The sequence below is a fragment of the Chthonobacter rhizosphaerae genome (assembly GCF_013839525.1).
Taxonomy (GTDB): domain Bacteria; phylum Pseudomonadota; class Alphaproteobacteria; order Rhizobiales; family Pleomorphomonadaceae; genus Chthonobacter; species Chthonobacter rhizosphaerae.
In genome coordinates, this window is record NZ_JACDIS010000016.1 from 15,634 (window position 1) to 39,263 (window position 23,630).

At 71.1% G+C, this 23,630-nt stretch carries 24 protein-coding genes; 16 read left to right on the top strand and 8 right to left on the bottom strand.

The genetic code is table 11. The features are described 5' to 3' along the window. Nucleotides 1–68 precede the first annotated feature (68 nt). Nucleotides 69–662: a DUF1003 domain-containing protein gene (locus HND91_RS20235; RefSeq protein ID WP_343057434.1), complete on the top strand. Its 594-nt coding sequence runs from the start codon at nt 69–71 to the stop codon at nt 660–662. Nucleotides 663–773: 111 nt separating this feature from the next. Here HND91_RS20235 and HND91_RS20240 read toward each other — a convergent pair whose 3' ends face one another. Both HND91_RS20240 and HND91_RS20245 read right to left on the bottom strand, forming a co-directional pair. Continuing rightward, nucleotides 774–1,043 (bottom strand): GlsB/YeaQ/YmgE family stress response membrane protein, encoded by a 270-nt coding sequence (locus tag HND91_RS20240; protein ID WP_181708421.1) that lies wholly within the window; start codon nt 1,041–1,043, stop codon nt 774–776. Nucleotides 1,044–1,270: 227 nt separating this feature from the next. After that, nucleotides 1,271–1,531 carry a hypothetical protein gene (locus tag HND91_RS20245; RefSeq protein WP_181708422.1) on the bottom strand — a complete coding sequence of 87 codons (261 nt, stop codon included), beginning with the start codon at nt 1,529–1,531 and terminating at the stop codon, nt 1,271–1,273. Between the two features lie 188 nt (nt 1,532–1,719). Between HND91_RS20245 and HND91_RS20250 the strand changes: the two genes are divergently transcribed. Next, on the top strand, nt 1,720–2,337 hold the full coding sequence (locus HND91_RS20250) for a TetR/AcrR family transcriptional regulator (protein ID WP_181708423.1): 618 nt from the start codon (nt 1,720–1,722) through the stop codon (nt 2,335–2,337). A gap of 218 nt (nt 2,338–2,555) precedes the next feature. Here the strand turns inward: HND91_RS20250 and HND91_RS20255 are convergent, their stop codons facing one another. Further along, nucleotides 2,556–2,906, bottom strand: coding sequence for a hypothetical protein (locus tag HND91_RS20255; RefSeq protein WP_181708424.1), 351 nt, complete (start codon nt 2,904–2,906; stop codon nt 2,556–2,558). Nucleotides 2,907–3,090: 184 nt separating this feature from the next. Between HND91_RS20255 and HND91_RS20260 the strand changes: the two genes are divergently transcribed. The 6 genes from HND91_RS20260 to HND91_RS20285 all read left to right on the top strand — a co-directional run bounded on the left by HND91_RS20260 (nt 3,091) and on the right by HND91_RS20285 (nt 8,284). Then, nucleotides 3,091–3,630 (top strand): cytochrome b, encoded by a 540-nt coding sequence (locus HND91_RS20260; RefSeq protein ID WP_181708425.1) that lies wholly within the window; start codon nt 3,091–3,093, stop codon nt 3,628–3,630. Continuing rightward, entirely contained in the window at nt 3,631–4,608 is a 978-nt protein-coding gene (locus HND91_RS20265; RefSeq protein ID WP_181708426.1) for a zinc-dependent alcohol dehydrogenase, read from the top strand. A 129-nt stretch (nt 4,609–4,737) separates the two neighbouring features. Further along, a complete protein-coding gene (locus tag HND91_RS20270) occupies nt 4,738–5,136 on the top strand; it encodes a 6-pyruvoyl trahydropterin synthase family protein (RefSeq protein ID WP_181708427.1) in 399 nt (132 codons plus the stop codon). Nucleotides 5,137–5,153: 17 nt separating this feature from the next. Beyond that, a complete protein-coding gene (locus HND91_RS20275) occupies nt 5,154–6,203 on the top strand; it encodes a glycosyltransferase family 4 protein (RefSeq protein ID WP_181708428.1) in 1,050 nt (349 codons plus the stop codon). Then, complete coding sequence (locus HND91_RS20280) at nt 6,200–6,985, top strand: hypothetical protein (protein WP_181708429.1); 786 nt, start codon at nt 6,200–6,202, stop codon at nt 6,983–6,985. The genes HND91_RS20275 and HND91_RS20280 overlap by 4 nt, the downstream gene beginning before the upstream one ends. A 66-nt stretch (nt 6,986–7,051) precedes the next feature. Next, nucleotides 7,052–8,284, top strand: coding sequence for an amidohydrolase family protein (locus HND91_RS20285; RefSeq protein WP_181708430.1), 1,233 nt, complete (start codon nt 7,052–7,054; stop codon nt 8,282–8,284). Nucleotides 8,285–8,371: 87 nt separating this feature from the next. On the opposite strand, the gene guaD is transcribed toward HND91_RS20285, so the two are convergent. Further along, nucleotides 8,372–9,691 (bottom strand): guanine deaminase, encoded by a 1,320-nt coding sequence (gene guaD / locus HND91_RS20290; RefSeq protein WP_181708431.1) that lies wholly within the window; start codon nt 9,689–9,691, stop codon nt 8,372–8,374. Nucleotides 9,692–10,069: 378 nt separating this feature from the next. Here guaD and HND91_RS20295 point away from each other — a divergent pair, with 378 nt between their 5' ends. Both HND91_RS20295 and HND91_RS20300 read left to right on the top strand, forming a co-directional pair. Beyond that, nucleotides 10,070–11,743 carry a formate--tetrahydrofolate ligase gene (locus HND91_RS20295; RefSeq protein ID WP_181708432.1) on the top strand — a complete coding sequence of 558 codons (1,674 nt, stop codon included), beginning with the start codon at nt 10,070–10,072 and terminating at the stop codon, nt 11,741–11,743. A gap of 424 nt (nt 11,744–12,167) precedes the next feature. Then, a complete protein-coding gene (locus tag HND91_RS20300; protein WP_181708433.1) occupies nt 12,168–12,659 on the top strand; it encodes an RrF2 family transcriptional regulator in 492 nt (163 codons plus the stop codon). 19 nt (nt 12,660–12,678) lie between these two features. Here HND91_RS20300 and HND91_RS20305 read toward each other — a convergent pair whose 3' ends face one another. Beyond that, nucleotides 12,679–12,987 (bottom strand): PilZ domain-containing protein, encoded by a 309-nt coding sequence (locus HND91_RS20305; protein WP_181708434.1) that lies wholly within the window; start codon nt 12,985–12,987, stop codon nt 12,679–12,681. A gap of 264 nt (nt 12,988–13,251) precedes the next feature. On the opposite strand from HND91_RS20305, the gene HND91_RS20310 reads away from it, so the two are divergent. Continuing rightward, on the top strand, nt 13,252–14,379 hold the full coding sequence (locus tag HND91_RS20310) for a polysaccharide deacetylase family protein (protein WP_181708435.1): 1,128 nt from the start codon (nt 13,252–13,254) through the stop codon (nt 14,377–14,379). Between the two features lie 66 nt (nt 14,380–14,445). On the opposite strand, the gene HND91_RS20315 is transcribed toward HND91_RS20310, so the two are convergent. Further along, nucleotides 14,446–15,249 carry an NAD-dependent epimerase/dehydratase family protein gene (locus HND91_RS20315; RefSeq protein WP_181708436.1) on the bottom strand — a complete coding sequence of 268 codons (804 nt, stop codon included), beginning with the start codon at nt 15,247–15,249 and terminating at the stop codon, nt 14,446–14,448. Between the two features lie 560 nt (nt 15,250–15,809). Here HND91_RS20315 and HND91_RS20320 point away from each other — a divergent pair. The 5 genes from HND91_RS20320 (at nt 15,810) to HND91_RS20340 (ending at nt 21,705) form a co-directional block, all read left to right on the top strand. Beyond that, complete coding sequence (locus tag HND91_RS20320) at nt 15,810–16,310, top strand: hypothetical protein (RefSeq protein WP_181708437.1); 501 nt, start codon at nt 15,810–15,812, stop codon at nt 16,308–16,310. Between the two features lie 92 nt (nt 16,311–16,402). After that, the gene (locus tag HND91_RS20325; RefSeq protein WP_181708438.1) at nt 16,403–17,677 is read left to right on the top strand and encodes an imelysin family protein; all 1,275 of its coding nucleotides are present in this window, start codon (nt 16,403–16,405) and stop codon (nt 17,675–17,677) included. Nucleotides 17,678–17,962: 285 nt separating this feature from the next. Next, entirely contained in the window at nt 17,963–19,435 is a 1,473-nt protein-coding gene (locus HND91_RS20330; protein WP_181708439.1) for a di-heme oxidoreductase family protein, read from the top strand. A gap of 12 nt (nt 19,436–19,447) precedes the next feature. After that, nucleotides 19,448–20,581 carry an imelysin family protein gene (locus tag HND91_RS20335; protein WP_181708440.1) on the top strand — a complete coding sequence of 378 codons (1,134 nt, stop codon included), beginning with the start codon at nt 19,448–19,450 and terminating at the stop codon, nt 20,579–20,581. A 2-nt stretch (nt 20,582–20,583) separates the two neighbouring features. Next, nucleotides 20,584–21,705 (top strand): DUF1513 domain-containing protein, encoded by a 1,122-nt coding sequence (locus HND91_RS20340; protein WP_181708441.1) that lies wholly within the window; start codon nt 20,584–20,586, stop codon nt 21,703–21,705. Nucleotides 21,706–21,732: 27 nt separating this feature from the next. Here the strand turns inward: HND91_RS20340 and HND91_RS20345 are convergent, their stop codons facing one another. Next, nucleotides 21,733–22,665, bottom strand: coding sequence for a carbohydrate kinase family protein (locus HND91_RS20345; protein ID WP_181708442.1), 933 nt, complete (start codon nt 22,663–22,665; stop codon nt 21,733–21,735). A 112-nt stretch (nt 22,666–22,777) separates the two neighbouring features. Further along, the gene (locus tag HND91_RS20350) at nt 22,778–23,614 is read right to left on the bottom strand and encodes an ABC transporter substrate-binding protein (RefSeq protein ID WP_425485509.1); all 837 of its coding nucleotides are present in this window, start codon (nt 23,612–23,614) and stop codon (nt 22,778–22,780) included. Nucleotides 23,615–23,630 lie beyond the last annotated feature (16 nt).

The following is a 23,630-nucleotide window of genomic DNA, read 5'->3' on the forward strand; positions in this document are numbered from 1 at the left end:
GCAGCCGCGCGCCGACGCCCGTCGTCGGTCGCCGGGGCGGTCCGCCGCCAGCATGGAGCCGTCCCGTCGTGACCACAAAGCCCGCCCCCCACCATCCGACCTTCGAGACGCTGGAACCCGACGGCCTCACGCCGGTGCTCGACCGCAACATCGAAATGCTCCGCCGCCGCCGCGCCGAGGAGCAGCGGAACGCCGGCGTCCAGGAGCGGATCGCCGAGGCGGTCACCCGCTTCACCGGCAGCATGATGTTCGTCTACATCCACCTCGTCATCGTGGCGCTCTGGGTGGCGGTGAACCTCGGCATGGTGCCGGGCGTGCCGGCCTTCGACGAAACCTTCGTGATCCTGGCCACCTCCGCGTCCGTGGAGGCCATCTTCCTCTCCACCTTCGTGCTGATCAGCCAGAACCGCGCCGCCGCCGCCGCCGACCGCCGCGCCGACCTCGACCTGCAGATCAACCTTCTCGCCGAGCACGAGGTGACCAAGCTCATCTCGCTCACCCGCGCCATCGCCCAGCGGCTCGGCGTGGAGGAGGCCGCCGATCCCGGCCTGCCGGAACTGGAGCGCAACGTCGCCCCGGAGAAGGTCCTCGACCAGCTGGAGGAGCGTCTCGCCGACCCGACCGCCGACGACCGGACGCCCGAGCCCGCCGTCACCCGCTGACCACCGCGCCGGCCGGTCGCCGAGTCGCCCGCGTGGTCACCCCGAAACGACAATGGCCGGACGATCCCGTCCGGCCATGCGCATTCGTTCGGTCGCCCGTCCGGGCTGACGTCAGAGGCGGGTGGTCGTGCGCCGGCGGCCCGCGATCATGCCCCAGATGGCCAGCACCACGATCGCGCCCACGATCGCCCCGATGAAGCCGGCGCCGTCGTTGGGTCCGTACCAGCCGAGCGCCCGGCCGAGGAAGGTCGCCACGAAGGCGCCGATGATGCCGAGGATGGTGGTGAGGATGAAGCCCTTCGGCTCGTTGTCGCCCGGCATGATGAACTTGGCGATGACGCCGGCGATGAAGCCGATGATGATGGTCCAGATGATGCTCATAAGTGCTCTCCCGATCTCCGCTCTGAAGCCGTCCCCACCGGGTCCGCAGGACACCGGAGACGGGCCTCCGGCCCCGGACCGGCCGGGCCGCGGGACGAAGGCCGCGTCCGGCCGGGCGGTCGGCCCGGCCGGCTAGCGCTCATCGCCCAACGGGAGAGCGTCCTCCAAGGTTTCAAGAATTCGGGGTTTCGCCGTCTCGGACCTCCGCTCGGGGCGCGGGCGCGCCGTCAGGCGCCGCAGCACGCCTCCAGCGAGCGCATCGCCCCGTCGAATGCCCGCGCGGGCCGGGCGGCGCCGTCCGGCCTCGGCGCGGCGGCCACGCCGCCCGCCGCCACCTTGCCGGCGCGGCGCCTGGCCGCGATGCGGTTCATCAGGGCGCGCACGTCGCCGGGCTCCACGCCGTCGCTCGCCATCACGAGGCGCACGATCGGCTCGTCCAGGAGGTCGGTGAGGGTCGGCTCGAAGATGGTGTCGACGGCTCGGTACATGGCAGGCCTCCTCGGGGTGCGGGTGTGGCGAATCGGCGGCGCCGCCGCTGCGGACCCCGGCGGCCCGCCGCGCCGCCGACGGCCGCGAACGATTTCTGTGTCACTCGATATATTAATGCTGTCCGACTTGTGCAGCCCCGTCAAGCCGTTTATTTAATGACCGATACAGAATTAAAGGAACCCGCCCCATGGCTCCGCGCGGACGGCCCCGCGGCTTCGACCGAGACGACGCCCTCCTGAAGGCGATGGATCTGTTCTGGCGGCACGGCTACGAAGGCGTGTCGATCGCGGATCTCGCCGCCGGCATGGGGATTAACTCCCCCAGCCTCTACGCGGCCTTCGGCTCCAAGGAGACGCTCTTCTTCGAGGCGGTGCAGCGCTTCGGCGAGACCGCCGGCGACCGCATGCTGGCAGCCCTGTCCGACGCGCCCAGCGCCCGCGCCGGCATCGCCGCCATGCTCCGCTCCATGGCCGAGTGCGTCACCACCAGCGGCAAGCCCACCGGCTGCATGATCACCCTGGCGGCCACCAACTGCTCGCCCGCCAACGGGCGCGTGGAGGCCAAGCTCTGCGAAAACCGCCGCCGCACCGTGGATGCGCTTCGCGTGCGCCTCGTCCGCGCCGTGGAGGAGGGCGAACTCCCCGCCACCACCGACGTGCCGTCCCTCGCCACCTATTTCGCCACGGTCCTCAACGGCCTCTCCCTCCAGGCCCGCGACGGCGCCACCCGCTCCGACCTCATGGCCTCCGTCGACCACGCCATGGCGGCCTTCGACCGCACCGCCCGCCTCAACGCCCCCGCCTGACGCCCCCGGCATCCCCGACGCCCTGGCCCGAATCTCCTGGCATCCCAAACGCCTCTGGCCCGCATGCCCCTGAGGCGCCCGCGCCGTCATGGCCCGCGCAGTCCGACCATCCCCGACGTTCCGCGCCGTCATGGTCCGCGCAGGCTGACCACCTACGCATTCTCCACCGCACGGAGCCCCGCCCCCTGGAGCCCCGCGCACGTGCACCTTGCCGCCCGTCACTCCACGCGGAGTTCCGTCCCCACCATCCGGCCCACGGGCGTGCGCTCGTCCCCGGTCACGAACGTGATCTCCGACCCGACCGCGTCCAGGTCGTCCGCGTCCGTCGCCACGCAGGCGATGGTGGTGCCGACCGCCCGCTTCATGTCGGTCGGCATGACGCGCCATTTGATCGGGTCGAGGGTGATGTTCATGCTCACCGGGCCGGTCTTCTCCGCGTGCAGGATCAGCCCCATGGCGACCATCTTGGCCATCTCGCCGCGGCAGTCGCGGGCCTTCGCGGGGTTCGGGGCGGCGGTCGCCGGCAGGGCGGCGGCGATCGCGAGGGCGGCGGCAAGGGCAAGGCGCATGGGTCGTCTCCTCCGGAACTGGCCGCTCCTGCGGCGGCGTTGGGCGGATAATTGGGGTCCGTCCGGCCACATGCCAGGGCCTTCTGCCGGATCGGCCCGGAAAAGGTGACGCAGCCCGCGCTCCCGATAGGCGCTCGGCCGCGGACGGAGTAGATATGGGGGAACCTCAACCGGACGCTCCGCCATGGCCGTTCCCGAACTCCTCCCCACCGTCGAGCGCTATCACCCTGCGGCGCGCATCCTGCACTGGATGGTGGCGGTCCTCCTGTTCGTGGTCTTCCCGGTCGGCGCGGTCATCAAGTTCATCAAGGAGGACGTGAAGCTCACCTTCTACGCCATCCACGAGAACCTCGGCTTCCTCATCCTCTGGCTGATGCTCGCCCGGCTCACCGTTCGTCTCCTGGTGCCGCCGCCCCTGGAGCCGCCCATGCCGAAGATCTTCGTACGGGCCGCCGGCATCACCCACAGGCTCCTCTACGCGGCTCTCATCCTGCAGCCCATCTTCGGCTTCCTCGCCACCAACGCCTTCGGCTTCCCGCTCAACTGGTTCGGCCTCGGCGTCGTCTGGAGCCCGATCGGCAAGGATCCGGAGCTGGCGCCCATCTTGATGAGCGTGCATGTGGCGCTCGGATGGTCCATCCTGGTCCTGTTCGCGCTCCACATCGGCGGCGTCGTCTTCCATCACGTGCTCCGGCGCGACCCGACCCTCTACCGAATGCTCTGAATGGCGCCCGAAGACAGCACCGCCACCGCCCTCTGGATCACCGCTCCGCGCAAGGCCGAACTCCAGGCCGAAACCCTGCCCGGCCGAGGCCCCGGCACCGTTCTCGTGCGCATGCGCTATTCCGGCGTCAGCCGCGGCACGGAGCGCCTCGTCTTCGAGGGCCGGGTCCCCGTCGGCGAGCACGAGCGCATGCGCGCGCCCTTCCAGGACGGCGACTTCCGCTTTCCGGTCAAATACGGCTACGCCGCCGTCGCCGAAGTCGAGGAGGGGCCGCCCGAATGCCGCGGCCGCACCGTCTTCCTCCTCCATCCGCACCAGACCCGCGCCGTCGTGCCCGAAGAGAGCGTCACCGTCCTGCCGGAGGGCGTGCCGGCCCGCCGGGCGGTGCTGGCCGCCAACATGGAGACCGCCCTCACCGTGGTCTGGGACGGCCGCGTCGGCCCCGGCGACCGGGTCGCCGTCGTCGGCTGCGGCGTGGTCGGCCTTCTCGTCGGCCATCTCGCGTCGCGCATTCCCGGCACCGCCGTCACCGTCGTCGACGTCGACCCGGCGAAGGCCGCGCCCGCCGCCGCCCTCGGCCTCGCCTTCGCGCCGCCGGACGCCGTGCCCACCGGCTGCGACGTGGTCGTCCACGCCAGCGCCACCGGCGACGGCCTCGCCACCGCCATCGCGGCCGCCGGCTTCGAGGCCACCGTCGTGGAGGCCAGCTGGTATGGCGACGCCGACGTGCCCGCCCGTCTCGGCGGCGCCTTCCACAGCCAGCGCCTCAGGCTCGTCTGCAGCCAGGTCGGCCACGTGCCGCCGGACCGCCGGGCGCGCTTCTCCGCCGAGCGCCGGCTGATCACCGCCCTCGGCCTCCTCGCCGACGACCGGCTCGACGCGCTCATCTCCGGCGAGACCGCCTTTTCCGACGCGCCCGCCGCCTATCCGGGCATCCTCGCGTCCCCGACCACCCTCTGCCACGTGTTCCGCTATTGAGGCGCCACAGGCGGGGCGATATCCGAAAAGGGTCTGGCGATCAGGTCTGGCCGTCCGCCGCCGCGCGCCTATGTTGACGCTGAAGCCAGCGGTCTCCCCAAGTGCCTTCCGCATGCAAGACGAGGTTCCATGTTCGCCGTCGAAGTCCGCGACCACATGATGATCGCCCACAGCCTGCCGAGGCCGGTGTTCGGCCCCGCCCAGGGCCTGCACGGGGCCACCTACGTGGTGGACGCCGCCTTCTTCACCGAGGCGCTCGACGACGACGGCCTCGTGGTGGACATCGGCCTCGCGTCGGAGGCCCTGAAGGCCATCCTGAAGCCGCTCACCTACCGCAACCTCGACGACGTTCCTGCCTTCGCCGGCAAGGTCACGACCACCGAATTCCTCGCCAAGGCGCTGTTCGACCAACTCGCCGCCGCCATCCGGGACGGCGCGCTCGGCCCCGGCGGCGCCCGCATCCGCCGCCTCAAGGTCACCCTCCACGAAAGCCACGTGGCGCGCGCCTGGTACGAGGCGGCGCTCTGACCGGGACGGGACCGATCATGACCAGCGACGGCATCGTGTTCGCGATCCCGGGCGACCTTCATCAGCGCACCGGCGGCTACGGCTACGACCGCCGGCTGATGGCGGCGCTCGCCGCCGGCGGCCTGCCCGTCCGGCACCTGCGCCTCGCCGTCGGCTTCCCGGCGCCCACCCGGGTCGATCTCCAGCACGCTGACGCCGCCCTCGCGGACCTTCCCGACGGCGCGACCGTCCTCATCGACGGCCTCGCCTACGCGGCCATGCCGGATGCGATGACCCGCCACGCCGGCCGCCTCCGCCTCGTCGGCCTCTGCCACCACCCGCTCGCCCTGGAGACCGGGCTCGACGCCGCCACCGCCGCCGCCTACCGGGCGAGCGAGGCGGCGGCGCTCAAAGCCTGCCGCGCCGTCGTGGTCACCAGTCCGGCCACCGCCGCCATCCTCGCCGACCTGTTCGCCTATCCGGCCGACCGGATCGCCGTCGCCGTGCCGGGCACCGACCCGCGCCCGCCCGCGCCCTGCCGGGGCGATCCGCCGGTCCTCCTCACGGTCGCGACCCTCACCCGCCGCAAGGCGCACGACGTCCTCGTCCGGGCGCTCGCCGCCATCGCCGATCTGCCCTGGCGGGCCCGCTTCGTCGGCGGCGACGGCTTCGATCCCGCCTGGGCGGCGAGCCTTCGCGCCCTGGTGGCCGAGCACGGCCTCGGCGACCGCGTCGCCTTCGTGGGTTCGGTGGACGACGCCACCGACGAACTCATGGCCGCCGACGTCTTCGTCCTCCCGTCCCGCTTCGAGGGCTACGGCATGGCCTTCGCCGAGGCCATGGCTCATGGCCTGCCCGTCGTGGCCGCCCGCGCCGGCGCCGTCCCGGACGTGGTGCCCGAGGCCGCCGGCGCCCTGGTGCCGCCCGACGACGTCGACGCCCTCGCGGACGCGCTCCGCCGCCTCCTGTCCGACCGCGACCTTTACGAGCGGGCGCGGGCTGGATCCCGGCGGGCGGGCGAGGCGTTGCCCACATGGACCGACACGGCGGCCATCGTCCGCCGTCTGCTGGAGAGGGTGAGCGGATGACGGGCTTTTCGGCGGACTGGCTGGACCTGCGCGAGGCGGCCGACGCCGCCGCCCGCGACCGGCGCCTTCTGGACGACGCCGCCGCCCTGGTGGACGGCAAGCCGGACCCGCTGGTCGTCGACCTCGGCGCCGGCACCGGCGCCACGTTCCGGGCCCTCCGGCCGAAGCTGCGCAACCCGGCGTCCTGGCTCCTCGTCGACGCCGACCTCGACCTCCTCCAGGAGGCGGAGCGCCGCGCCGACGGCATCCCCCACGTGGAGGTGCTGCGCTTCGATCTCGCCGCTCCTGCGCCGCTGCCGCTCACCGACGCGACCCTCGTCACCGCGTCCGCCTTCTTCGACCTTGTGGGCGGCCCCTTCCTGGAGCGGCTGATCGCCACCGCCGCGGCGAACCGCGCCGCCCTCTACGCGGCGCTCACCTACGACGGCACCACCAGCTATTCCGTCGCCCACGACCTTGACGCCGCCGTCCTCGCCGCCTTCAACCGGCACCAGCGCGGCGACAAGGGCTTCGGCCCGGCCCTCGGCCCCACCGCCCCCCAGGCCCTCGCCGAGGCCCTGTCGCGCGCCGGCTACCGGGTCCAGGCGGCCGCCAGTCCGTGGCGTCTCGGCCCGGACGACGCGGCGCTCGTCCGCCCGCTCCTCACCGGCATGGCCGACGCCGTCCGCCAGACCGGCGACGTGGACGCGGCCGCCCTCGACGACTGGCTCGCCTTTCGCCTCGACAAGGCCGGCGACAGCCGCATGACCGTCGGCCACGTGGATGTGCTGGCGCGTCTTTGAGCTTTCATCCGCGCCGGGCCCGTCCGAAACTCCCCCGCCGGTCGTGAGCGATCGAGGGGAGGGGGCATGGCCGTCGATTTCGTGCTGAGGAACGCGCTTGTCGCCGGCCATTCCGGCCCCGTCGCCATCGCGGTCGCCGCCGGCCGCATCGCCGCCGTCTCGGCCGACCGCGATCCCGGCCCGGACATTCCGTCGGAGGACGCCGGCGGCCGGTTCGTCTGCGCCGGCCTCGTGGAGACGCACATCCACCTCGACAAGGCCGGCATCATGGGGCGTTGCCGCCTGTGCGCCGGCACCCTCGCCGAGGCCGTCGCCGAGACCGCCCGCGCCAAGGCCGCCTTCACGGTGGAGGATGTCCACGCCCGCGCCACCGCCGTGGTCGCCAAGGCCGTTCTCGCCGGCACCACGCGCCTCAGGACGTTCGTGGAGATCGACCCGCGCGCCGGCTTCCGCTCGTTCGAGGCCGTGAAGGCCGTCCGGCGCGACTTCGCCGGCATCCTCGACATCGAGATCTGCGCCTTCGCCCAGGAGGGCCTCACCCAGGAGCCCGATACCGAGGCCATGCTGGACGCGGCCCTTGAGGACGGCGCCGACCTCGTCGGCGGCTGCCCCTACACCGACCCGGACCCCGCCGCCCACATCCGCCGCGTCTTCGATCTCGCCGCCCGCCACGGCGTCGCCGTCGACTTCCACCTGGACTTCGACCTCGATCCCGCCGGCCCCAACCTCCCCACGGTCATCGCCGAGACCCGCGCCCGCGGCTACGCCGGCCGCGTCTCGGTCGGCCACGTCACCAAGCTTTCCGCCCTGCCGCCGGACGCCTTCGAGGCCGCCGGCCGTGCCATGGCGGAGGCGGGCGTCGCGGTCACGGTCCTCCCCGCCACCGACCTCTACCTCACCGGCCGGAGCGCCACCCATCTGGTTCCGCGCGGGGTGACGCCGGCCCACCGGCTCGCGGCCCTCGGCGTCACCGCCACCGTGGCCACCAACAACGTCCTCAACCCGTTCACGCCCTACGGCGACGCCTCGCTCGTCCGCATGGCGAACCTCTACGCCACCGTCGCCCAGGTCGGCACGGAGGAGGGGCTCGCCGCCGTGTTCGGCATGGTCACCGACGCCGCCGCCCGCCTCCTCGGCCACCGCGACTACGGCCTCGCCCCCGGCAACCCCGCCGACCTCGTCCTCCTCGACGCCGCGTCCCCGGCGGAAGCCGTCGCCGTCATCGCCCAGCCGCTCGCCGTGTGGAAGCGCGGCGTCAAGACCGTCGACCGCCCGCCCGCCCGCATCCTCCTCCGCTGACCGGCGCCCGTTTTGGCCCGCCGGACGAGATCGCCCAGTCACATCCCGCTCGCGACCTTCGGACGGGCCGACCGTCCTGACCCCGCGTCACACCCGCTCGCCCGCCACGTAGGTCGCCGCCACGGCGCGGTCGTCGCCCATGGTCATCAGCACGAACAGCTCTTCCTCCAGGTCGCCGTCCACGGCCTCCATCCGGTGCGCCATCGCCGGCGTCGCCCGCGCGTCCAGCACCACCAGGTCCGCCGTCAGCCCCGGCTCGATCCGGCCGATGCCGTCGCCTTCGCCGATCGCCGCGGCGTTCGCCCGCGTGATCTGGTCGAAGGCCTGCAGCGCCGAAAGGGTCTGGCCTTTCAGCTGCATCACCTTGTAGGCCTCCGCGGCGGTCGCCAGCATGGAATAGCTGGTCCCGCCGCCCACGTCCGTCGCAAGGCCGATCCGCACCGGCCGCGGCCCGCGCTCCAGCCCGTCGTGGTCGAACAGGCCCGACCCGATGAAGAGGTTGGACGTCGGGCAGAACACCGCCACCGCGCCCGCCTCGCTCATCCGGGCTATCTCGTCCGGCCGCAGGTGGATGCAGTGGCCGAGCAGGGTGCGCGGCCCGATCAGGCCGTAGTGGTCGTAGACGTCCAGATAGCCCGCCCGGTCCGGATAGAGCTCGGCCGTATAGGCGATCTCCCGCAGGTTCTCCGACATGTGGGTCTGGATCAGGCAGTCCGGGTTCTCCCTCGCCAGCGCGCCCGCCGCTTCCAGCTGGGCGGGGGTGGACGTGATGGCGAAGCGCGGCGTCACCACCACCCGCTGCCGCCCGCGCCGGTGCCAGGCCTTGATGAGCGCCGTGGTGTCCCGGTAGCCGCTCTCCGCCGTGTCGCACAGCGCCTCCGGGGCGTTCCGGTCCATCATGGTCTTGCCGGCCAGCATCAGGGTGCCGCGCCGCTCGCTCTCCTCGAAGAAGGCCTCCGCCGCCCCGAGGTGCGACGACCCGTAGGCCACCGCCGTCGTGGTGCCATTGCGCAGCAGCTCGGCGATGAAGAAGCGCGCGCCGGCGTCCGCGACGTCCCGGTCCGCGTAGCGCATCTCCGACGGAAAGGTGTACCTGGACAGCCACTCCAGGAGCTGCGTCCCGTAGGAGGCGATTACTCGGGTCTGCGGGAAATGGATGTGCGTGTCGATGAATCCCGGCAGGATCAGCCGGTCGCCATGGTCGTCCACCACCGTGCCCGGCGTCCGCCAGTCGTCCAGCGCGGCCGCGTCCGCCACCGCCGCCACCCGGCCGCCCTCGACCACCACGATCCCGTTCGGATGGAAGCGATAGCTTTCCCGGTCGCCCTGGCCCGTCGGCCGGCGCACGAAGCTCAACACCTTGCCGCAGAGAATCCTGCGCGGCCCCGTCCCGGCCTGCTCGCTCATGAACGATCGCGTCCCGTCGTGAAGATTCGTCTATCCTGGTAGCAGACCCGAGCCGTCCCCGTCACCGCTTCCGGCGGCCTCTCCTCCAGTCCGGGCACGCTCCTGCCCGCGCGGCGCGGACGACCCACGCGGCGTGGCCGAGCGACAGAACGTCGCTTGGCGGAGGCGCGCCGGATCCTGTGCGCGGCCGATAGCGGTCTGCCCGCGCGAAACCGAGGCCTTCCCGCCGTCGTTTCAGAAACTCCGAACGGCGGGACAGAAAAAACGCAAGGCGCTTCCCTTTCGGGATGCCGCTCTGTCGGGCACGGTGACGGTCAGGTCTGTCGAACGGGGGGCCGAAACATCCCCGGACCTTGGAAACGCTGGAGAGAGCACGCCATGCTGAGCGATATCGAGATCGCCCGATCCACCAAGATGAAGCCGATCGCGGCGGTCGCCGAGCGGCTCGGCATCCCGGACGAGGCGCTCATCCCGTATGGCCGCTCCATCGCCAAGATCGACCACGCCTACATCAAGTCCGTTCAGGACCGGCCGCGCGGCAAGCTGGTGCTCGTCACCGCCATCACGCCCACCCCGGCGGGCGAGGGCAAGACCACCACCACCGTCGGTCTCGGCGACGCGCTCAACCGCATCGGCAAGCGCGCGGCCATCTGCCTGCGCGAGCCCTCGCTCGGCCCCTGCTTCGGCGTCAAGGGCGGCGCGGCGGGCGGCGGCTACAGCCAGGTCGTCCCCATGGAGGAGATCAACCTCCATTTCACCGGCGACTTCCACGCCATCACGTCGGCGCACAATCTCCTCAGCGCCATGCTGGACAACCACGTCTACTGGGGCAACCAGCCGAAGATCGACGGCCGCCGCCTCACCTGGCGCCGCGTCCTCGACATGAACGACCGCATGCTGCGCAACCAGCTGAACGGTCTCGGCGGCACCACCAACGGCTACCCGAAGGAGGACGGCTTCGACATCACCGTCGCCTCCGAGGTGATGGCGGTATTCTGCCTGTCGAAGAACCTGGAGGACCTGGAGGCTCGCCTGTCGCGCATCGTGGTCGGCGAGGACGACAAGAAGACCCTCCTCACCGCCGATGTGGTCCAGGCCCCCGGCGCCATGGCGGTGCTCCTGAAGGACGCCCTGCAGCCGAACCTCGTGCAGACGCTCGAAGGCAACCCGGCCTTCGTGCACGGCGGCCCGTTCGCCAACATCGCCCACGGCTGCAACTCGGTGATCGCCACCGAGACCGCCCTCCGCCTCGCCGACGTGGTCGTCACCGAGGCGGGCTTCGGGGCCGACCTCGGCGCCGAGAAGTTCATGGACATCAAGTGCCGCAAGACCGGCCTCGCGCCGGACGCCGCGGTCATCGTCGCCACCATCCGGGCGCTGAAGATGCACGGCGGCGTCGCCAAGGAGGACCTCTCCAAGGAGAACCTCACGGCGCTCGAGACCGGCTTCGCCAACCTCGCCCGCCATGTGGAGAACGTCGCCAAGTTCGGCGTCGACGCCGTCGTCGGCATCAACCGTTTCGGCACCGACACGGACGCGGAGGTGGATCTCCTCAAGTCGCTCTGCGAGAAGATCGGCGTCACCTGCGTGCTCTGCACCCACTTCGCCGAGGGCGGCAAGGGCGCCGAGGCCCTCGCCCGCGAGGTGGTCGCCATCCTCGACCAGCCCCGCCGCGCGCCGTTCAAGACGCTCTATCCGGACGACATCCCGCTTCTCTCCAAGGTCGAGACCATCGCCCGCGAGATCTACCGCGCCTCGGCCGTGGAGGCCGACCCGAAGGTGAAGGCCCGCTTCAAGCAGCTGGAGGCGCAGGGCTTCGGCCACTTCCCGGTCTGCATCGCCAAGACCCAGTCGTCCTTCTCGGCCGACGCCAGCAACAAGAACGCGCCCGTCGGCCACATCCTGCCGATCCGCGAGGTCCGGCTCTCCGCCGGCGCCGAGTTCATCGTGGTGATCTGCGGAGACATCATGACCATGCCGGGCCTGCCCAAGGTTCCGGCGGCCGTGAACATCCGCCTGGACGACGCCGGCCAGATCGTCGGCCTCAGCTGAGGCCAACCCGCGCCGGCTGCGCCGGCCGTCCCGCTCCTCCCGCGACCGTCGTCTCCTCCCGCCACGACGCCGCAGCAGAAAGGCCCGGTCCTCCCGCCGGGCCTTTTTGCATTCCGACGCCCGTCGCGGTCTGGGCCCCGCCGTGCCCCCCCGTCGGCCCGGCTTGCGCCCACTCGCGCCGGCCATGAGGCCGAACCTTCCGGTCGCCCGCCGCGTTGCCCGATCACGCGGTTGTTTTCCATCCCGCCCTTCGGCGCTGCGGGCTCCGGTCCCATATGAAGAGGGGAGAGTGTGAGCAATCGGCCACGTCTTCACCCTAACTGAAGATGCCGCGCTGCGGGACGTGGTCTCGTCCAAGCCGTCGTGTTAGGAAAACAATGGTATTTGCATCGCTCATTTCAGCTTTTCGCGTCGTGCCGGGCCCATGATTTCGCAGAAAGCCAAGTATGCCTTCAAGGCGCTCCTGTCGCTGGCGGCGGCGCCGCGCGGGCAGGCGATGCTGATCGAGGACATCGCGCGGGACGCCAACGTTCCCCGCAAGTTTCTCGAGCACATCCTCCTCAATCTCAAGCATGCCGGCGTCATCGCCAGCCGTCGCGGCCGGGGAGGGGGCTATGTGCTCCTGAAGGATCCCGCCGAGGTGACCATCGGGTCGGTCCTGCGCGTCATCGACGGGCCGATCGCCCCACTCGGCTGCCTGTCGCGCTCCGCCTACCGGCCCTGTTCCGATTGCGTGGACGAGCAGGCCTGCGCCGTGCGCAAGATCTTCGGCGACATCTTCGCCGCCACCGTCATCCTGATGGATGCCACCACGCTCGCCGACGCGGTCCGCCACGCCCGCTCGCACCATGGCGGCGGCGACGGTCAGGCGCCGGAAACGCCCGCCACCATCGTCCAGGCGTTTCTCGCCACCTGACCCTCGGCGAGAACTTGGGTCAGAGGTACCGGAAGCGCGCCAGCCGCGGGTCCGGCGAGGTATGGATGTTGATCGGCGCGCCCTCGAAGGCGACGCCCATCTCCTTGGATCGCCGCCAGCGCACCTCGGCGCGCCGCAGAATGCCCTCGTTCGGATCGAACAGGAAGAAACTGTCCGGCGCCTCGGTCAGGTGCTCGCACTTCAGCCGCGCGCCCTCGTCCGACATGTCGCGCACCACGCAGTCGAGCGTGAAGCGATAGTCTCCGTAGACGATCTTGCCGCCTCGGAGGGTCCGCTTGCGCGCGTTCGTACGACGTTCTTCGCTCATGGCACCGACCTGATCTGACCGGTCGCATCATAGAACGGATCGAATGAAGGAAATGTAAGCACCGCGCAGCGCCTGCCGCCGCCGGCACGGATTAAGCGCTTGCACCATCTTGCCTTTTTTCGCCCCGGACGGCACCGGCCGGTGCTCGCATCGGCATCGGTCCGTAGGCAGCGGAAATCCCACAGGTTGTGTCCAGGGACAAGCCTTAACGTTTCCTTCGCGGTTGCCCGGCTCAATGGGCGCGACCAGCGAGGGAGGACCCATGTGCGCCGCGCCCTGAAGACCGCGACCATCCGGTGCGCGCTTCGCGGCCTGTCGCTCGCCCGCGCCGACCGATGGTTCGCCGAACCGGCCCTCGGCGTCGTCCTGATGCTGCACCGGGTCCGGCCCGCGCCGGACGATCCCTTCCGGCCGAACGGCCATCTGGAGGTCACGCCCGACTTCCTCGACCGCGCGCTCGCCCGCGTGCGCGCCACCGGCGCCCGCTTCGTCTCGCTGGAGGAGGCGGCCGACCGGGCGCGTCGCGGGTTCACCGACGAGCGGTTCGTCGCCACCACCCTCGACGACGGCTACCGCGACAACCTCGTCCACGCTCTCCCGGTGTTCCGCCGCCACGGCGTGCCTCACACCGTGTTCGTGGCCACCGGCATGGTGGAGGGCACCGCCAGCGCGTGGTGGCTCACCCTGGAGGCCGTCGTCCGCGCCGCGCCGCGCATCGAGGCCGTGCTCGACGGCCGGCCTCTGTCGCTCGACACCCGCGCTCCCGCCGCCAAGGCCCGCGGCTTCGACCGCATCGCCCGCCGGGTCGACGTCATGGCGGAGGACGACCGCGCCGCGTTCGTGCGGGCCCTCGCCACGGCCCACGGCCTCGCCGTCCCGCGCATCCTGTCGGCCGAGATGATGACCTGGGACGACGTGCGCGCCATCGCGGCCGACCCCCTGGCCACCATCGGCGGCCATACGGTGGACCACCCGGCGCTCGCCACGCTGCCGGTCGATCGGGCCCGGCGCGAGATCGGCCTCGGCCTCGACCGGCTGGAGACCGAGCTCGGCGTCCGCCCGCGCCAGTTCGCCTATCCGTTCGGGAATGTCCGGGCGGCCGGCCGCCGGGAAGCCGCCCTGATGGCGGAGTTCGGCATCGACGTCGCCGTCACCACGCGCGGCGGGCTCATCGGCCCGCGCGAGGCCGGCGACACGCTGTTCTGGCCGCGGGTCTCGCTCAACGGCGACCACCAGACCGACGCGGTGGTGGACCTTCTCGTCTCCGGCGCCCCGTTCCGCCTGGCGCGCGCGGCCGGCGCGGTGAGGCGGCTCATCCCCACCGGTCGGCGCGGCACGTCCGCTCCCGACCACACGCCCGACCCCGCCGCCGGCGGAGCCGCGCCGGTCTGATCGGCCCGGGCCGCATCCGCTCCGGACCGTCGCGCTCGAGCGCCGTCGAGGCTGTGCCTTTGAGGATCAGGGGATTCGCTTGAGGTCGCCGCTGAAGCCCTCGCTCGCGCGCGAGCCCTGCAGCACCGTCGTCACCATGTCCGCGGGGCGGTCGCCGCGCAGGGCCTCGGCGAAGACCTCCGCGTTGTCCTGCGGCCGGTAGCCCAGCCGGATGGCGTTGCTGTTGTCCCACCAGCCGCGGGTGTTGGCCGACACACCGTAGACCACCTCGAAGCAGTAGTCCGCCGTGATGCCCATCCGGATCAGCCGCCGGAAGTCGTCCGGCGAGATCCAGGTGGAGAGCGCGCGCTCGTTGGCCGGCTCCGGCGCCAGCGTGCCCATGCGGATGCAGAGGGCCGTCACGTCGTGCTTGTAGGCGTAGAGCGCCGCGATCGACTCCTGCATGGCGCCCGCCACGCCGCGCCGGCTGTCCGGGCGCGGCAGCGACAGGTGGTCGAGCACCGCCGAGCGGCGGTAGAGCCCCACCACGGCGTCCGGGGCGGCCGCCACCACGCGCTTCACGCCGTTGATCCGGGCCGCCTCGAAGATGTTCGAGATGGCGCTGATCGCGTTCGTCAGGTCGTTGCCGCTATCCATCGGCGAGCCCATGCCGGCCATGTTGACGATCAGGTCGACGCCCCGGCACATGGCGTCCACCGCGCGCAGGTCCGTCAGGTCCAGCGGCCGCACGATTTCGGACTTGCTGATCGCGTTGGCGATGTCGCTGTCCACGGCCACCACCTGGGCGCCCGTGCAGCGCAGCGTGTCGCGGGCGAGGAGACCGGCCGCGTTGGTGGCGCCGATCACAAGAATCTTCTTGTTGTTTGTCATAAGCTTACCTCTGGCGCATGCTTTGGTTGGACGGCGGGAGTCGTCCTTTTTGTTGTGAGATCCGACCCATTCGTAACTGTCATCATCTTAGATCAAATTTTCAGACTTTGAATGAGTAATCGCCCGCTTTGCATTTGCAGCATCGCGAAATTCCATGGTTCGTAAGCGGAGTATTTCCTGGATCGAAGAATGACCAATGGTTCAGCGGCGCTGCCTATCGGTATGTAATTTGTGCCTATCAGCGGGTTACCTAAATTACTGAGGTCAGCTACACTGACGGCACTCGTATCAGGCAAATGTGTGCGCATTTCATGCTTGGATGAACTGTATATGCTGCCTTACGACCCGATTTTTTCTGCCGACACCCGGCCGCGCCATCCTCGCCGCCGCCGGATAGCAGGCCATCGCGAGCGTCTGCGATTTTTCTTGACCGCGCAACTCAGGTTTAGAATGGTGTGGGCGTATCCTTTGTCTGGGCCTTGAACCCTTTCGATCGGAGACTGCCCCTTGACCGCCTTCTTGAGCGCCGTCCGGCGTGCGCGCCCCCCGAGGCCGCACCCATGACTCTCGTCCTCGCCACCGGTCGCAACGACCCCATCCTCGCCCGCCAGCCGGAACGGCTGCTGGTGGAGGGTTTCCGCCACTGGCTGAACGGCTATGCCACCGGCAGCATCGACTGCTGGGAGCTCGGCTGGGCGCTCTACGCCCGCGAGCTCGGTCCGCGCGACGCGCGCCGGCTTCTCGCCGAACTGTCCTTCTGGGTGCGTGAGACCCGCGATGCCGCCAGCCGGCCGCTCGGCTGCTTCCCCTACGGATCCTGCTGGCTCTGCCGCGACGAGTGCCTCGCCCTGTCCCTCGTGGCCGCCGCCCAGCACGGCGACCGCGACGCCCTCCGCGCCGCGGCCGGCCATCTCGCCGACGGCGGGCCGACCGAGCCCCTGGAAGGGGCCGCCGCCGCCTTCGCGGAGGCGCTCCAGTCCGTCCACCAGCAGCTGCTGCCGGTCCCGTCGGCGGTCATCGACACCGTCGCCCGCCACGCGCCCATGACGCGCTTCAACTGAGCCCCGCCCAATCGACCCGACCCGTCCAGCCGGGCCCGTCCGCATAACCGACCCGTCGACCCCGGAGGGAGACGGCGATGAAGGAAGCCACCATGACGAGACGATCCTCCCTTCTTCTGGCAGCCGCCGGGCTCGCGCTTCTCGCCGGCCCGGTCCGGGCCGAAGCGCCCACGCCGAAGGCGGTCGCCGAGACCTACGCGTCCATGGCCGAGGCCATGTTCCAGGATTCCCTCTCCACCGCAGAGGCCCTGAGGACCGCCATCGCCGCCCTGGTGGCGAACCCGACCGATGAGACCCTCGCCGCCGCCCGCACGGCCTGGCTCGCCGCCCGCGTTCCCTACCTCCAGACGGAGGTCTACCGCTTCGGCAACCCGGCCGTGGACGACTGGGAGGGCAAGGTCAATTCCTGGCCGCTCGATGAAGGCCTGATCGACTATGTGGACGCCGGCTACGGCACCGAGTCCGACGCCAACGGCCTCTACACCCTCAACGTGATCGCCAACCCGAAGCTGCGCATCGAGGGCGTCGAGGTGGACGCCACCGAGATCACCCCGGCGCTCCTCGCCGAAACGCTCCAGGGCGCGGCCGGCGTCGAGGCCAACGTCGCCACCGGCTACCACGCCATCGAATTCCTGCTCTGGGGGCAGGACCTCAACGGCACCGGACCGGGCGCCGGCGATCGCCCCGCCACCGACTTCGACGCCAAGGCCTGCACCAACGGCAACTGCGAGCGCCGCGCCGCCTATCTCACCGCCGCCGCCGACCTCCTCGTCAGCGACCTGCAGGAGATGGTCGAGGCCTGGGGGCCGCAGGGCGAGGCGCGGGCGCGCGTGTTGGAGAACGAGGGCCAGACCGGCCTTGCGGCCGCGCTCACCGGCATGGGCTCGCTCTCCTACGGTGAACTCGCCGGCGAGCGCACCAAGCTCGGCCTGATGCTCCACGACCCGGAGGAGGAGCAGGACTGCTTCTCCGACAACACCTTCAACTCCCACTATTACGACGTGGTCGGCATCCGCAGCGTCTACCTCGGCAGCTACACCCGGGTGGACGGCTCCAAGGTGGAAGGCCCGTCCCTGTCCGACCTCGTGGAAGCCAAGGCGCCGGACGTCGACGCCGAGCTCACCGCCAGGCTCGACGCCACCCTGCAGGCCGCCACGGCCCTCAAGACCCGCGGCGAGACCGTCGAGGCCTACGACCAGATGATCGGCGAGGGCAACGCAGAGGGCAACGCGGTGGTCCAGGCTCTGGTGGACAGCCTCGTCGCCCAGGTGCCGTCCATCGAGCGGGCCGTCTCGGCTCTCGGGCTCTCGGACATCGCCTTCGAAGGCTCCGACAGCCTGGACAACCCGACCGCCGTCTTCCAGTGACGGCGCCGCCGTGGTGGTCCGGACCGCACCGACCTCCACGGCACCCCCGGGCGCCGGCCCCGCCGGCTCCCGATCCGGCGGTCCCGGCTCTGCGGTCGTGACACGCCCGTCGAGACTCGCCGGTCCAAACCGTCCGGTCCGACCTCGCCGGTCCAAGCTGTCCGGGCGCTCGTAGCACGATGGGTCGACCCTCCGCCCGGACGGAGGGCGACAGGCTTGATTGGTCCGCCATGCCCGCCCGTGGCATGGTCCCGGCCTTGGCCATCCGGCCGCTCGAGGCATGACATGGTTCGGTGGGTGCTCCTGATGCTGGCGTCCGGGACGGCGGTCCTTTCCGCCGCCGGCGCCGTCGCGTCGGGCGCGCTCGACCACCGGACCGACCTCTCCCCGGCGGACCGCGACCGGGTCGCGCGAATCCTCCAGCCGCCCGCCGACTTCACCGCCCCTGAGCCGTTCGAGCGCATGCCCGGCGGCGGCGCCACCACCCGCATCGCCCGGGGGCCGGCCTCCTTCCGCCAGCCGCTCGGCAATCTCGACCCGGACGGCGAGCAGACCTTCGGCCTCGGCAACGGGCTCTTCAAGAAGCTCTGGGTCGCCGCCCCGTCCTCCACCCAGGCCTCCGACGGCCTCGGCCCGCTCTACAACGCCCGCGCCTGCCGCAGCTGCCACATCAACGACGGCCGCGGCCGCTCCGGCGGCGAGGACGGCTTCGTGCTCCGCCTCGGCCTGCCCGGACCGGGCGGCATGGACCCGCACCCGGTCTACGGCCGCCAGATCCAGGACCGCGCCGCGCCCGGCCTTTCCGCCGAGGGCAGGGTGGCGGTCACCTGGACCGAGGAGCCCGTCACCCTCGCCGACGGCGCCGTCGTGTCGCTCCGCCGCCCGGCCTACAGCCTTGCCGACCCCGCCCATGGCCCGCTCGCCGAGGGCGTCGCCCTGTCGCCGCGCATCGCCCAGCCGATGATCGGCCTCGGCCTCCTGGAGGCCATCCACGAGGGCGACATCCTCGCCGCCGCCGACCCGGACGACGCCGACGGCGACGGCATCTCCGGCCGGCCGAACCGCGTCGTCGATCCCGCCACCGGGGCCGCCGGTCTCGGCCGGTTCGGCTGGAAGGCCGCCGAGCCGACCCTCCGGTCCCAGGCCGCCCAGGCCTTCTCCGCCGACATGGGCCTCTCCACCGCCTTCCACCCGGACCCCGCCGGAGACTGCACCGCCGCCCAGGCGGACTGCCGCGCCCGCCCCACCGGCGTGCAGGCCCGGCTCGGCGCCGAGGAGATTCCGGACCCGGTGCTCGACCTCGTCGCCTTCTACGCCCGCACGGTGGCCGTCCCCATGCGCGAGACCGCGGCCGACCCGCTGGTCCTCGCCGGCAAGCGCCAGTTCCACGCGGCCGGCTGCGCGTCCTGCCACACGCCGAAGTTCGTCACCCGCCGCGATGCCGCCCTGAAGGAACTCGCCTTCCAGCTGGTCTGGCCCTACACCGACCTCCTCCTCCACGACATGGGCGACGACCTCGCCGACGGTCTCGCCGAAGGCGACGCCACCGGCCGCGAGTGGCGCACGCCGCCGCTCTGGGGCCTCGGCCACACGGAGGCCGTCTCCGGCCGCACCGAATACCTCCACGACGGTCGCGCCCGTTCGGTCCTCGAGGCCATCCTCTGGCATGGGGGAGAAGCCGCCGCCGCCCGGGAGCATGTGATCGGCCTGTCGAAGCGCGACCGCGACGCCCTGATTGCATTCCTGCATTCGCTCTGAGGAAGACACCTCATGCACCCGCCCTCCCGCGTCACGCTCGCCCTCTTCGCCATCCTCGCCGGCCTCGTCGTCCCCCTCGGGACGGCGACCGCCGACGACGATCCGACATCGTCCCACACGACCCCACAGGAGGAGGCCTATTCGCGGCTCGTCGCCGACATCATCGCCGATCACATTCGCCCGGCGACCGCGCGCTTCCGCGACGCCTCTGACGCCCTGGAGACCGCCGTCTCGGCGGCCTGCGCCACCCCGTCCGCCGCCGGGCTGGAAGACGCCCGCGCCGCGTTCGCCGGCGCCGTCCAGGCGCTCGCGGCGCTCGAACCGCTCCGCTACGGCCCGCTCGTCGAGGGCAACCGGCTGGAGAAGCTCGCCTTTTGGCCGGACCCGCGTGGCCTCGGCCTGAAGCAGGTGCAGGCGGTCCTTGCCGCCGAGGATCCGTCCGCCGCCGACCCCGCCACCCTCCCGGCCAAGTCCGTCGCCGTCCAGGGGCTGACCGCCCTGGAGTTCGTGCTGTTCGGCACCGGATCCGACATCCTCACGACATCGGGCGACACGAAATCCGCGTTCCGCTGCCGGTACGGCGTCGCGATCGCCGCCAATGTGTCCCGCCTGGCGACGGAGGTCGCCGCCGGATGGCAGCCGGGCGGCAGCGGCGACGTCTTCGTCACCGCCGGCCCGGACAACCCGATCTTTCTCACCCACCAGGAAGCAGCCGGCGAGATGATCTCCAGCATGGCGACCGCGCTCGAAATCATCGCCGAACAGAAGGTCAAGTCCATCCTCGGCGAAAGCCCGCAGCGCGCCAAGCCGAAACTGTCCGCCTTCTGGCGAAGCGGCCAGACGTTCACCACCATGGCCGCCACGCTCCAGTCGATTTCGGACGAATTGGCCGCCAGCAGTGCCGCTGATCTGTTAAGCGCGGACGACCGCTGGCTCGTGGGCGCCGTCGATTTGGAGCTCCGGCAGGCCCGCGCCGCCGCCCTGTCCATCCCGGCGGACGCCGAGACGGCCTTCAAGGACCAGACCCTTCGCGACAAGCTCGGCTATATCCGGATCGCCGCATCCAGCCTGAAGACGTCCATAGGCCAGTCCTATGCAACGGCACTCGGTCTCCAGCAAGGCTTCAACTCTCTGGACGGTGACTGATCATGGCCGAACCGTCCCGCCGCGCCATCCTCAACATGATCGCCGGCGCCGTCACCTTGCCGTTGCTCGGCCCACGCGCGATCTATGCTGCCGAGCCCTCCGCCGAACCTCTGTTCGCCGCCTGCGTCAAGCAGCCGGACGGCGCCTATGCGGTCGCCATCCTGGACGACGCCGGCACGATCCGCCGCCTTCACCCGCTCCCGGACCGGGGCCACGACATCGCCTTCGATCCCGTCCGCCGCCGCTGCATCGCCTTCGCCCGTCGGCCCGGAACATTTGCCGTCGTCTTCGATCTTGCTGGCGAGAGCGAGCCGAAGATCCTTTCCAGCGCTCCTGGCCGCCACTTCTACGGCCACGGAGTCTTTTCCGCCGACGGATCTCTTCTCTACGCCACGGAGAACGACTTCGAGGCGGGTCGCGGCGTTGTCGGCATCTATGCCGCCGAGGCGGATTTCCGCCGTCTCGGGGAGGTGCCGACCGGCGGGGTCGGCCCGCACGAACTGGTCTGGCTGCCGGACGGCCGCACGCTCGCCATCGCCAACGGCGGCCTCGACACCCATCCGGATTTCGGCCGCGTCGACCTCAACGCCGCCGACATGGCCCCGTCGCTGACCCTGATGGATGCGTCAAGCCACCGCCTCCTGGCCTCGCAGGTCCTCGACAAGTCCTTGAGCCGGCTCTCGATCCGCCATCTCGCCGTCGATCGCCGGGGCGCGGTCTGGTTCGGCGGCCAGTACGAGGGCGATCCGGCCGAGCACCCGCCGCTGGTCGGCCGGCTCACCCCCGGCGCCGGCGTGGACCTCTTCTCGCTGCCACCCGAGATCCGGCCGCGAACCCGCAACTATATCGGCTCGGTCGCGGCGTCCGCCGACGGCGACGCCGTCGCCTTCTCGGCCCCGCGCGGCAATCTCGTGTTCGCGCTCGACGCCGCGTCCGGGCGCTATCTGGGAGACGCCGCCTTTCGCGACGGCTGCGGTCTCGCCCCGGCGGCCCGGGCGTCCGGCCTCGTCGTCACGGCCGGCACGGGTCGGGTGGCCCGGCTGGAAACGGCCGACGGCCTCGCCTTGAAGCCCGTCGCCGCCGAGCCGGTAGCGTTCGACAACCACCTCGCGCGCCTGGCGTAAGCCGCGGCGTCGCAAAGGCATTCCGGATTAGGCGGCATCCAGCTCGCGCCGCCACGGCGGGTTGGCGCCCGCGCGCGAGCAGGTGATCGCGGCGCACTTTACGCCGAACCCGAGCGCGTTCGCGATGTCCGCCGCCGTCGCGCCTTCCAGCGCCTCGCGCTCGATCAACTGGGCCTCCTTCAGGGCCACCAGCGTGGTGCCCTGGAAGGTGTCGCCCGCGCCGATGGTGTCCACCACGTCCACCTTGGGGGCGGGCACCTCCACGCATCCGGCCGTCTTGTGCCAGGCGATCACGCCCTTGCCGCCGCGCGTCACGATCACCAGCGTCGCGCCGCCCGAAAGAAGAGCCTCGGCCTTCGGAGCGTAATCGCTGCCGCCGTACAAGTAGTCGAAGTCCACGTCCGACATGCGGACGATGTCCGCGTTGGCGGCGAACGCCTCCATCCGCCGGCCATAGTCCGCCTTGTCCCGGACGAGCGACGGCCGGCAGTTCGGGTCGAAGGAAACGGTGGTCAAGTCTCTGGCGGCCTTGGCCATTTCGAGCGTGGAGGTCGACACCGGATCGTTGATCAGCGTGGTCGACCCCACATGGATGGCGTCCACCGCCGCGAACGGAATCGACCCGGCCTTGTAGGTCCACAGCCGGGCGGCCGTGGTCTCGTCGTAGAAGGCGTAGTGCGGTTCCCCGTCCACGAACCGCACGAAAGCCAGGGTCGCCTCCGTATCCGACCGGTCCACATAGCGCAAATCCACCTTGGAGGCGGTCGCGTGGTCGGCGATCATCTGGCCGAACATGTCCTTGGACAGGCCGCCCACAAGGCCGGCCGGCACGCCGAGCCGGGCCATCGCGACGGCGATGTTCAGGCAGGAGCCGCCCACCACCGGCACATAGGCGTCCCGCCCGTCCTGGGCCTTCACCGGAACGAAGTCGATCAGCGCGTCGCCACAGCTCAGAAGCATCGGATCGGGCCCATGAGAGAGGGTCGGGTGCGGCGGAAGGACCCGCCGCCTCGGTCGCCCTTGCTAGCCCCAAAGGCCCGCTCGATCAATGCCGTCGCGCGGCTCCGCCCGGTCAGGTGCCGGACGGCGCGGCGTTCGGGTAGAAGAGCTGCTCGCCGTCGATTCTGAACCCGGCGATGGCCGCCTGGCCTTCCTTGGAGATCAACCAGTCCACGAAGACTTGGCCGAGATCCGCCTTCACCGTCGGAATCTTCTCCGGGTTCACCAGGATCACGCCATACTGGTTGAAGAGCGACGCGTCACCTTCCACCAGGATCGCGAGATCGCCTCTGTTCTTGAACGAAGCCCAGGTCGCCCGGTCGGTCAGCGCGTAGGCGTCCATGCCGGTCGCCACGTTCAGGGTCTGCCCCATGCCGGAGCCGGTCTCCCGATACCAGGTGCCGGACGCGGCCTTCACGTCCACGCCCGCCGCCTTCCAGAGCTTCAACTCCGCCTTGTGGGTGCCGCTGTCGTCCCCGCGCGAGGCGAACGGCGCCCCCGCCTCGGCGATCGCCTTCAACGCTCCGGCGGCGTCGTTGCCGCCGGCCACCTTGGCCGGATCGGCCTTCGGCCCGACGATGACGAAGTCGTTGTACATCACGTCGAAGCGCTTCACGCCGTAGCCTGCCGCCACGAACGCCTCCTCGTCCGCCTTGGCATGGACGAGCAGCACGTCGCCGTCGCCGTTCTGGGCGTTCTTGATCGCCTGCCCGGTGCCGACGGCGACCACGTCCACCCGGATGCCGGTCTTCTCGGTGAACTTCGGCAACAGATGGTCGAACAGCCCGGAATTGGCCGTCGAGGTGGTGGACTGCACCAGGATCGACTTTTCCTCCGCGATGCCGGCGCCCGCCCCCATGGCGGACAGGAGGGCGGCGGCCGTCAGGCCGAACAGATGGCGGCGAGTAATCACGGGCGGTCTCCTC

Excerpts from the sequence above, each read along its gene's own strand:
- HND91_RS20240 (WP_181708421.1), bottom strand. The coding sequence starts at position 1,043 with ATGAGCATCATCTGGACCATCATCATCGGCTTCATCGCCGGCGTCATC.
- HND91_RS20245 (WP_181708422.1), bottom strand. The coding sequence starts at position 1,531 with ATGTACCGAGCCGTCGACACCATCTTCGAGCCGACCCTCACCGACCTC.
- HND91_RS20250 (WP_181708423.1), top strand. The coding sequence starts at position 1,720 with ATGGCTCCGCGCGGACGGCCCCGCGGCTTCGACCGAGACGACGCCCTC.
- HND91_RS20255 (WP_181708424.1), bottom strand. The coding sequence starts at position 2,906 with ATGCGCCTTGCCCTTGCCGCCGCCCTCGCGATCGCCGCCGCCCTGCCG.
- HND91_RS20260 (WP_181708425.1), top strand. The coding sequence starts at position 3,091 with ATGGCCGTTCCCGAACTCCTCCCCACCGTCGAGCGCTATCACCCTGCG.
- HND91_RS20265 (WP_181708426.1), top strand. The coding sequence starts at position 3,631 with ATGGCGCCCGAAGACAGCACCGCCACCGCCCTCTGGATCACCGCTCCG.
- HND91_RS20270 (WP_181708427.1), top strand. The coding sequence starts at position 4,738 with ATGTTCGCCGTCGAAGTCCGCGACCACATGATGATCGCCCACAGCCTG.
- HND91_RS20275 (WP_181708428.1), top strand. The coding sequence starts at position 5,154 with ATGACCAGCGACGGCATCGTGTTCGCGATCCCGGGCGACCTTCATCAG.
- HND91_RS20280 (WP_181708429.1), top strand. The coding sequence starts at position 6,200 with ATGACGGGCTTTTCGGCGGACTGGCTGGACCTGCGCGAGGCGGCCGAC.
- HND91_RS20285 (WP_181708430.1), top strand. The coding sequence starts at position 7,052 with ATGGCCGTCGATTTCGTGCTGAGGAACGCGCTTGTCGCCGGCCATTCC.
- guaD (WP_181708431.1), bottom strand. The coding sequence starts at position 9,691 with ATGAGCGAGCAGGCCGGGACGGGGCCGCGCAGGATTCTCTGCGGCAAG.
- HND91_RS20295 (WP_181708432.1), top strand. The coding sequence starts at position 10,070 with ATGCTGAGCGATATCGAGATCGCCCGATCCACCAAGATGAAGCCGATC.
- HND91_RS20300 (WP_181708433.1), top strand. The coding sequence starts at position 12,168 with ATGATTTCGCAGAAAGCCAAGTATGCCTTCAAGGCGCTCCTGTCGCTG.
- HND91_RS20305 (WP_181708434.1), bottom strand. The coding sequence starts at position 12,987 with ATGAGCGAAGAACGTCGTACGAACGCGCGCAAGCGGACCCTCCGAGGC.
- HND91_RS20315 (WP_181708436.1), bottom strand. The coding sequence starts at position 15,249 with ATGACAAACAACAAGAAGATTCTTGTGATCGGCGCCACCAACGCGGCC.
- HND91_RS20320 (WP_181708437.1), top strand. The coding sequence starts at position 15,810 with ATGACTCTCGTCCTCGCCACCGGTCGCAACGACCCCATCCTCGCCCGC.
- HND91_RS20325 (WP_181708438.1), top strand. The coding sequence starts at position 16,403 with ATGACGAGACGATCCTCCCTTCTTCTGGCAGCCGCCGGGCTCGCGCTT.
- HND91_RS20330 (WP_181708439.1), top strand. The coding sequence starts at position 17,963 with ATGGTTCGGTGGGTGCTCCTGATGCTGGCGTCCGGGACGGCGGTCCTT.
- HND91_RS20335 (WP_181708440.1), top strand. The coding sequence starts at position 19,448 with ATGCACCCGCCCTCCCGCGTCACGCTCGCCCTCTTCGCCATCCTCGCC.
- HND91_RS20340 (WP_181708441.1), top strand. The coding sequence starts at position 20,584 with ATGGCCGAACCGTCCCGCCGCGCCATCCTCAACATGATCGCCGGCGCC.
- HND91_RS20345 (WP_181708442.1), bottom strand. The coding sequence starts at position 22,665 with ATGCTTCTGAGCTGTGGCGACGCGCTGATCGACTTCGTTCCGGTGAAG.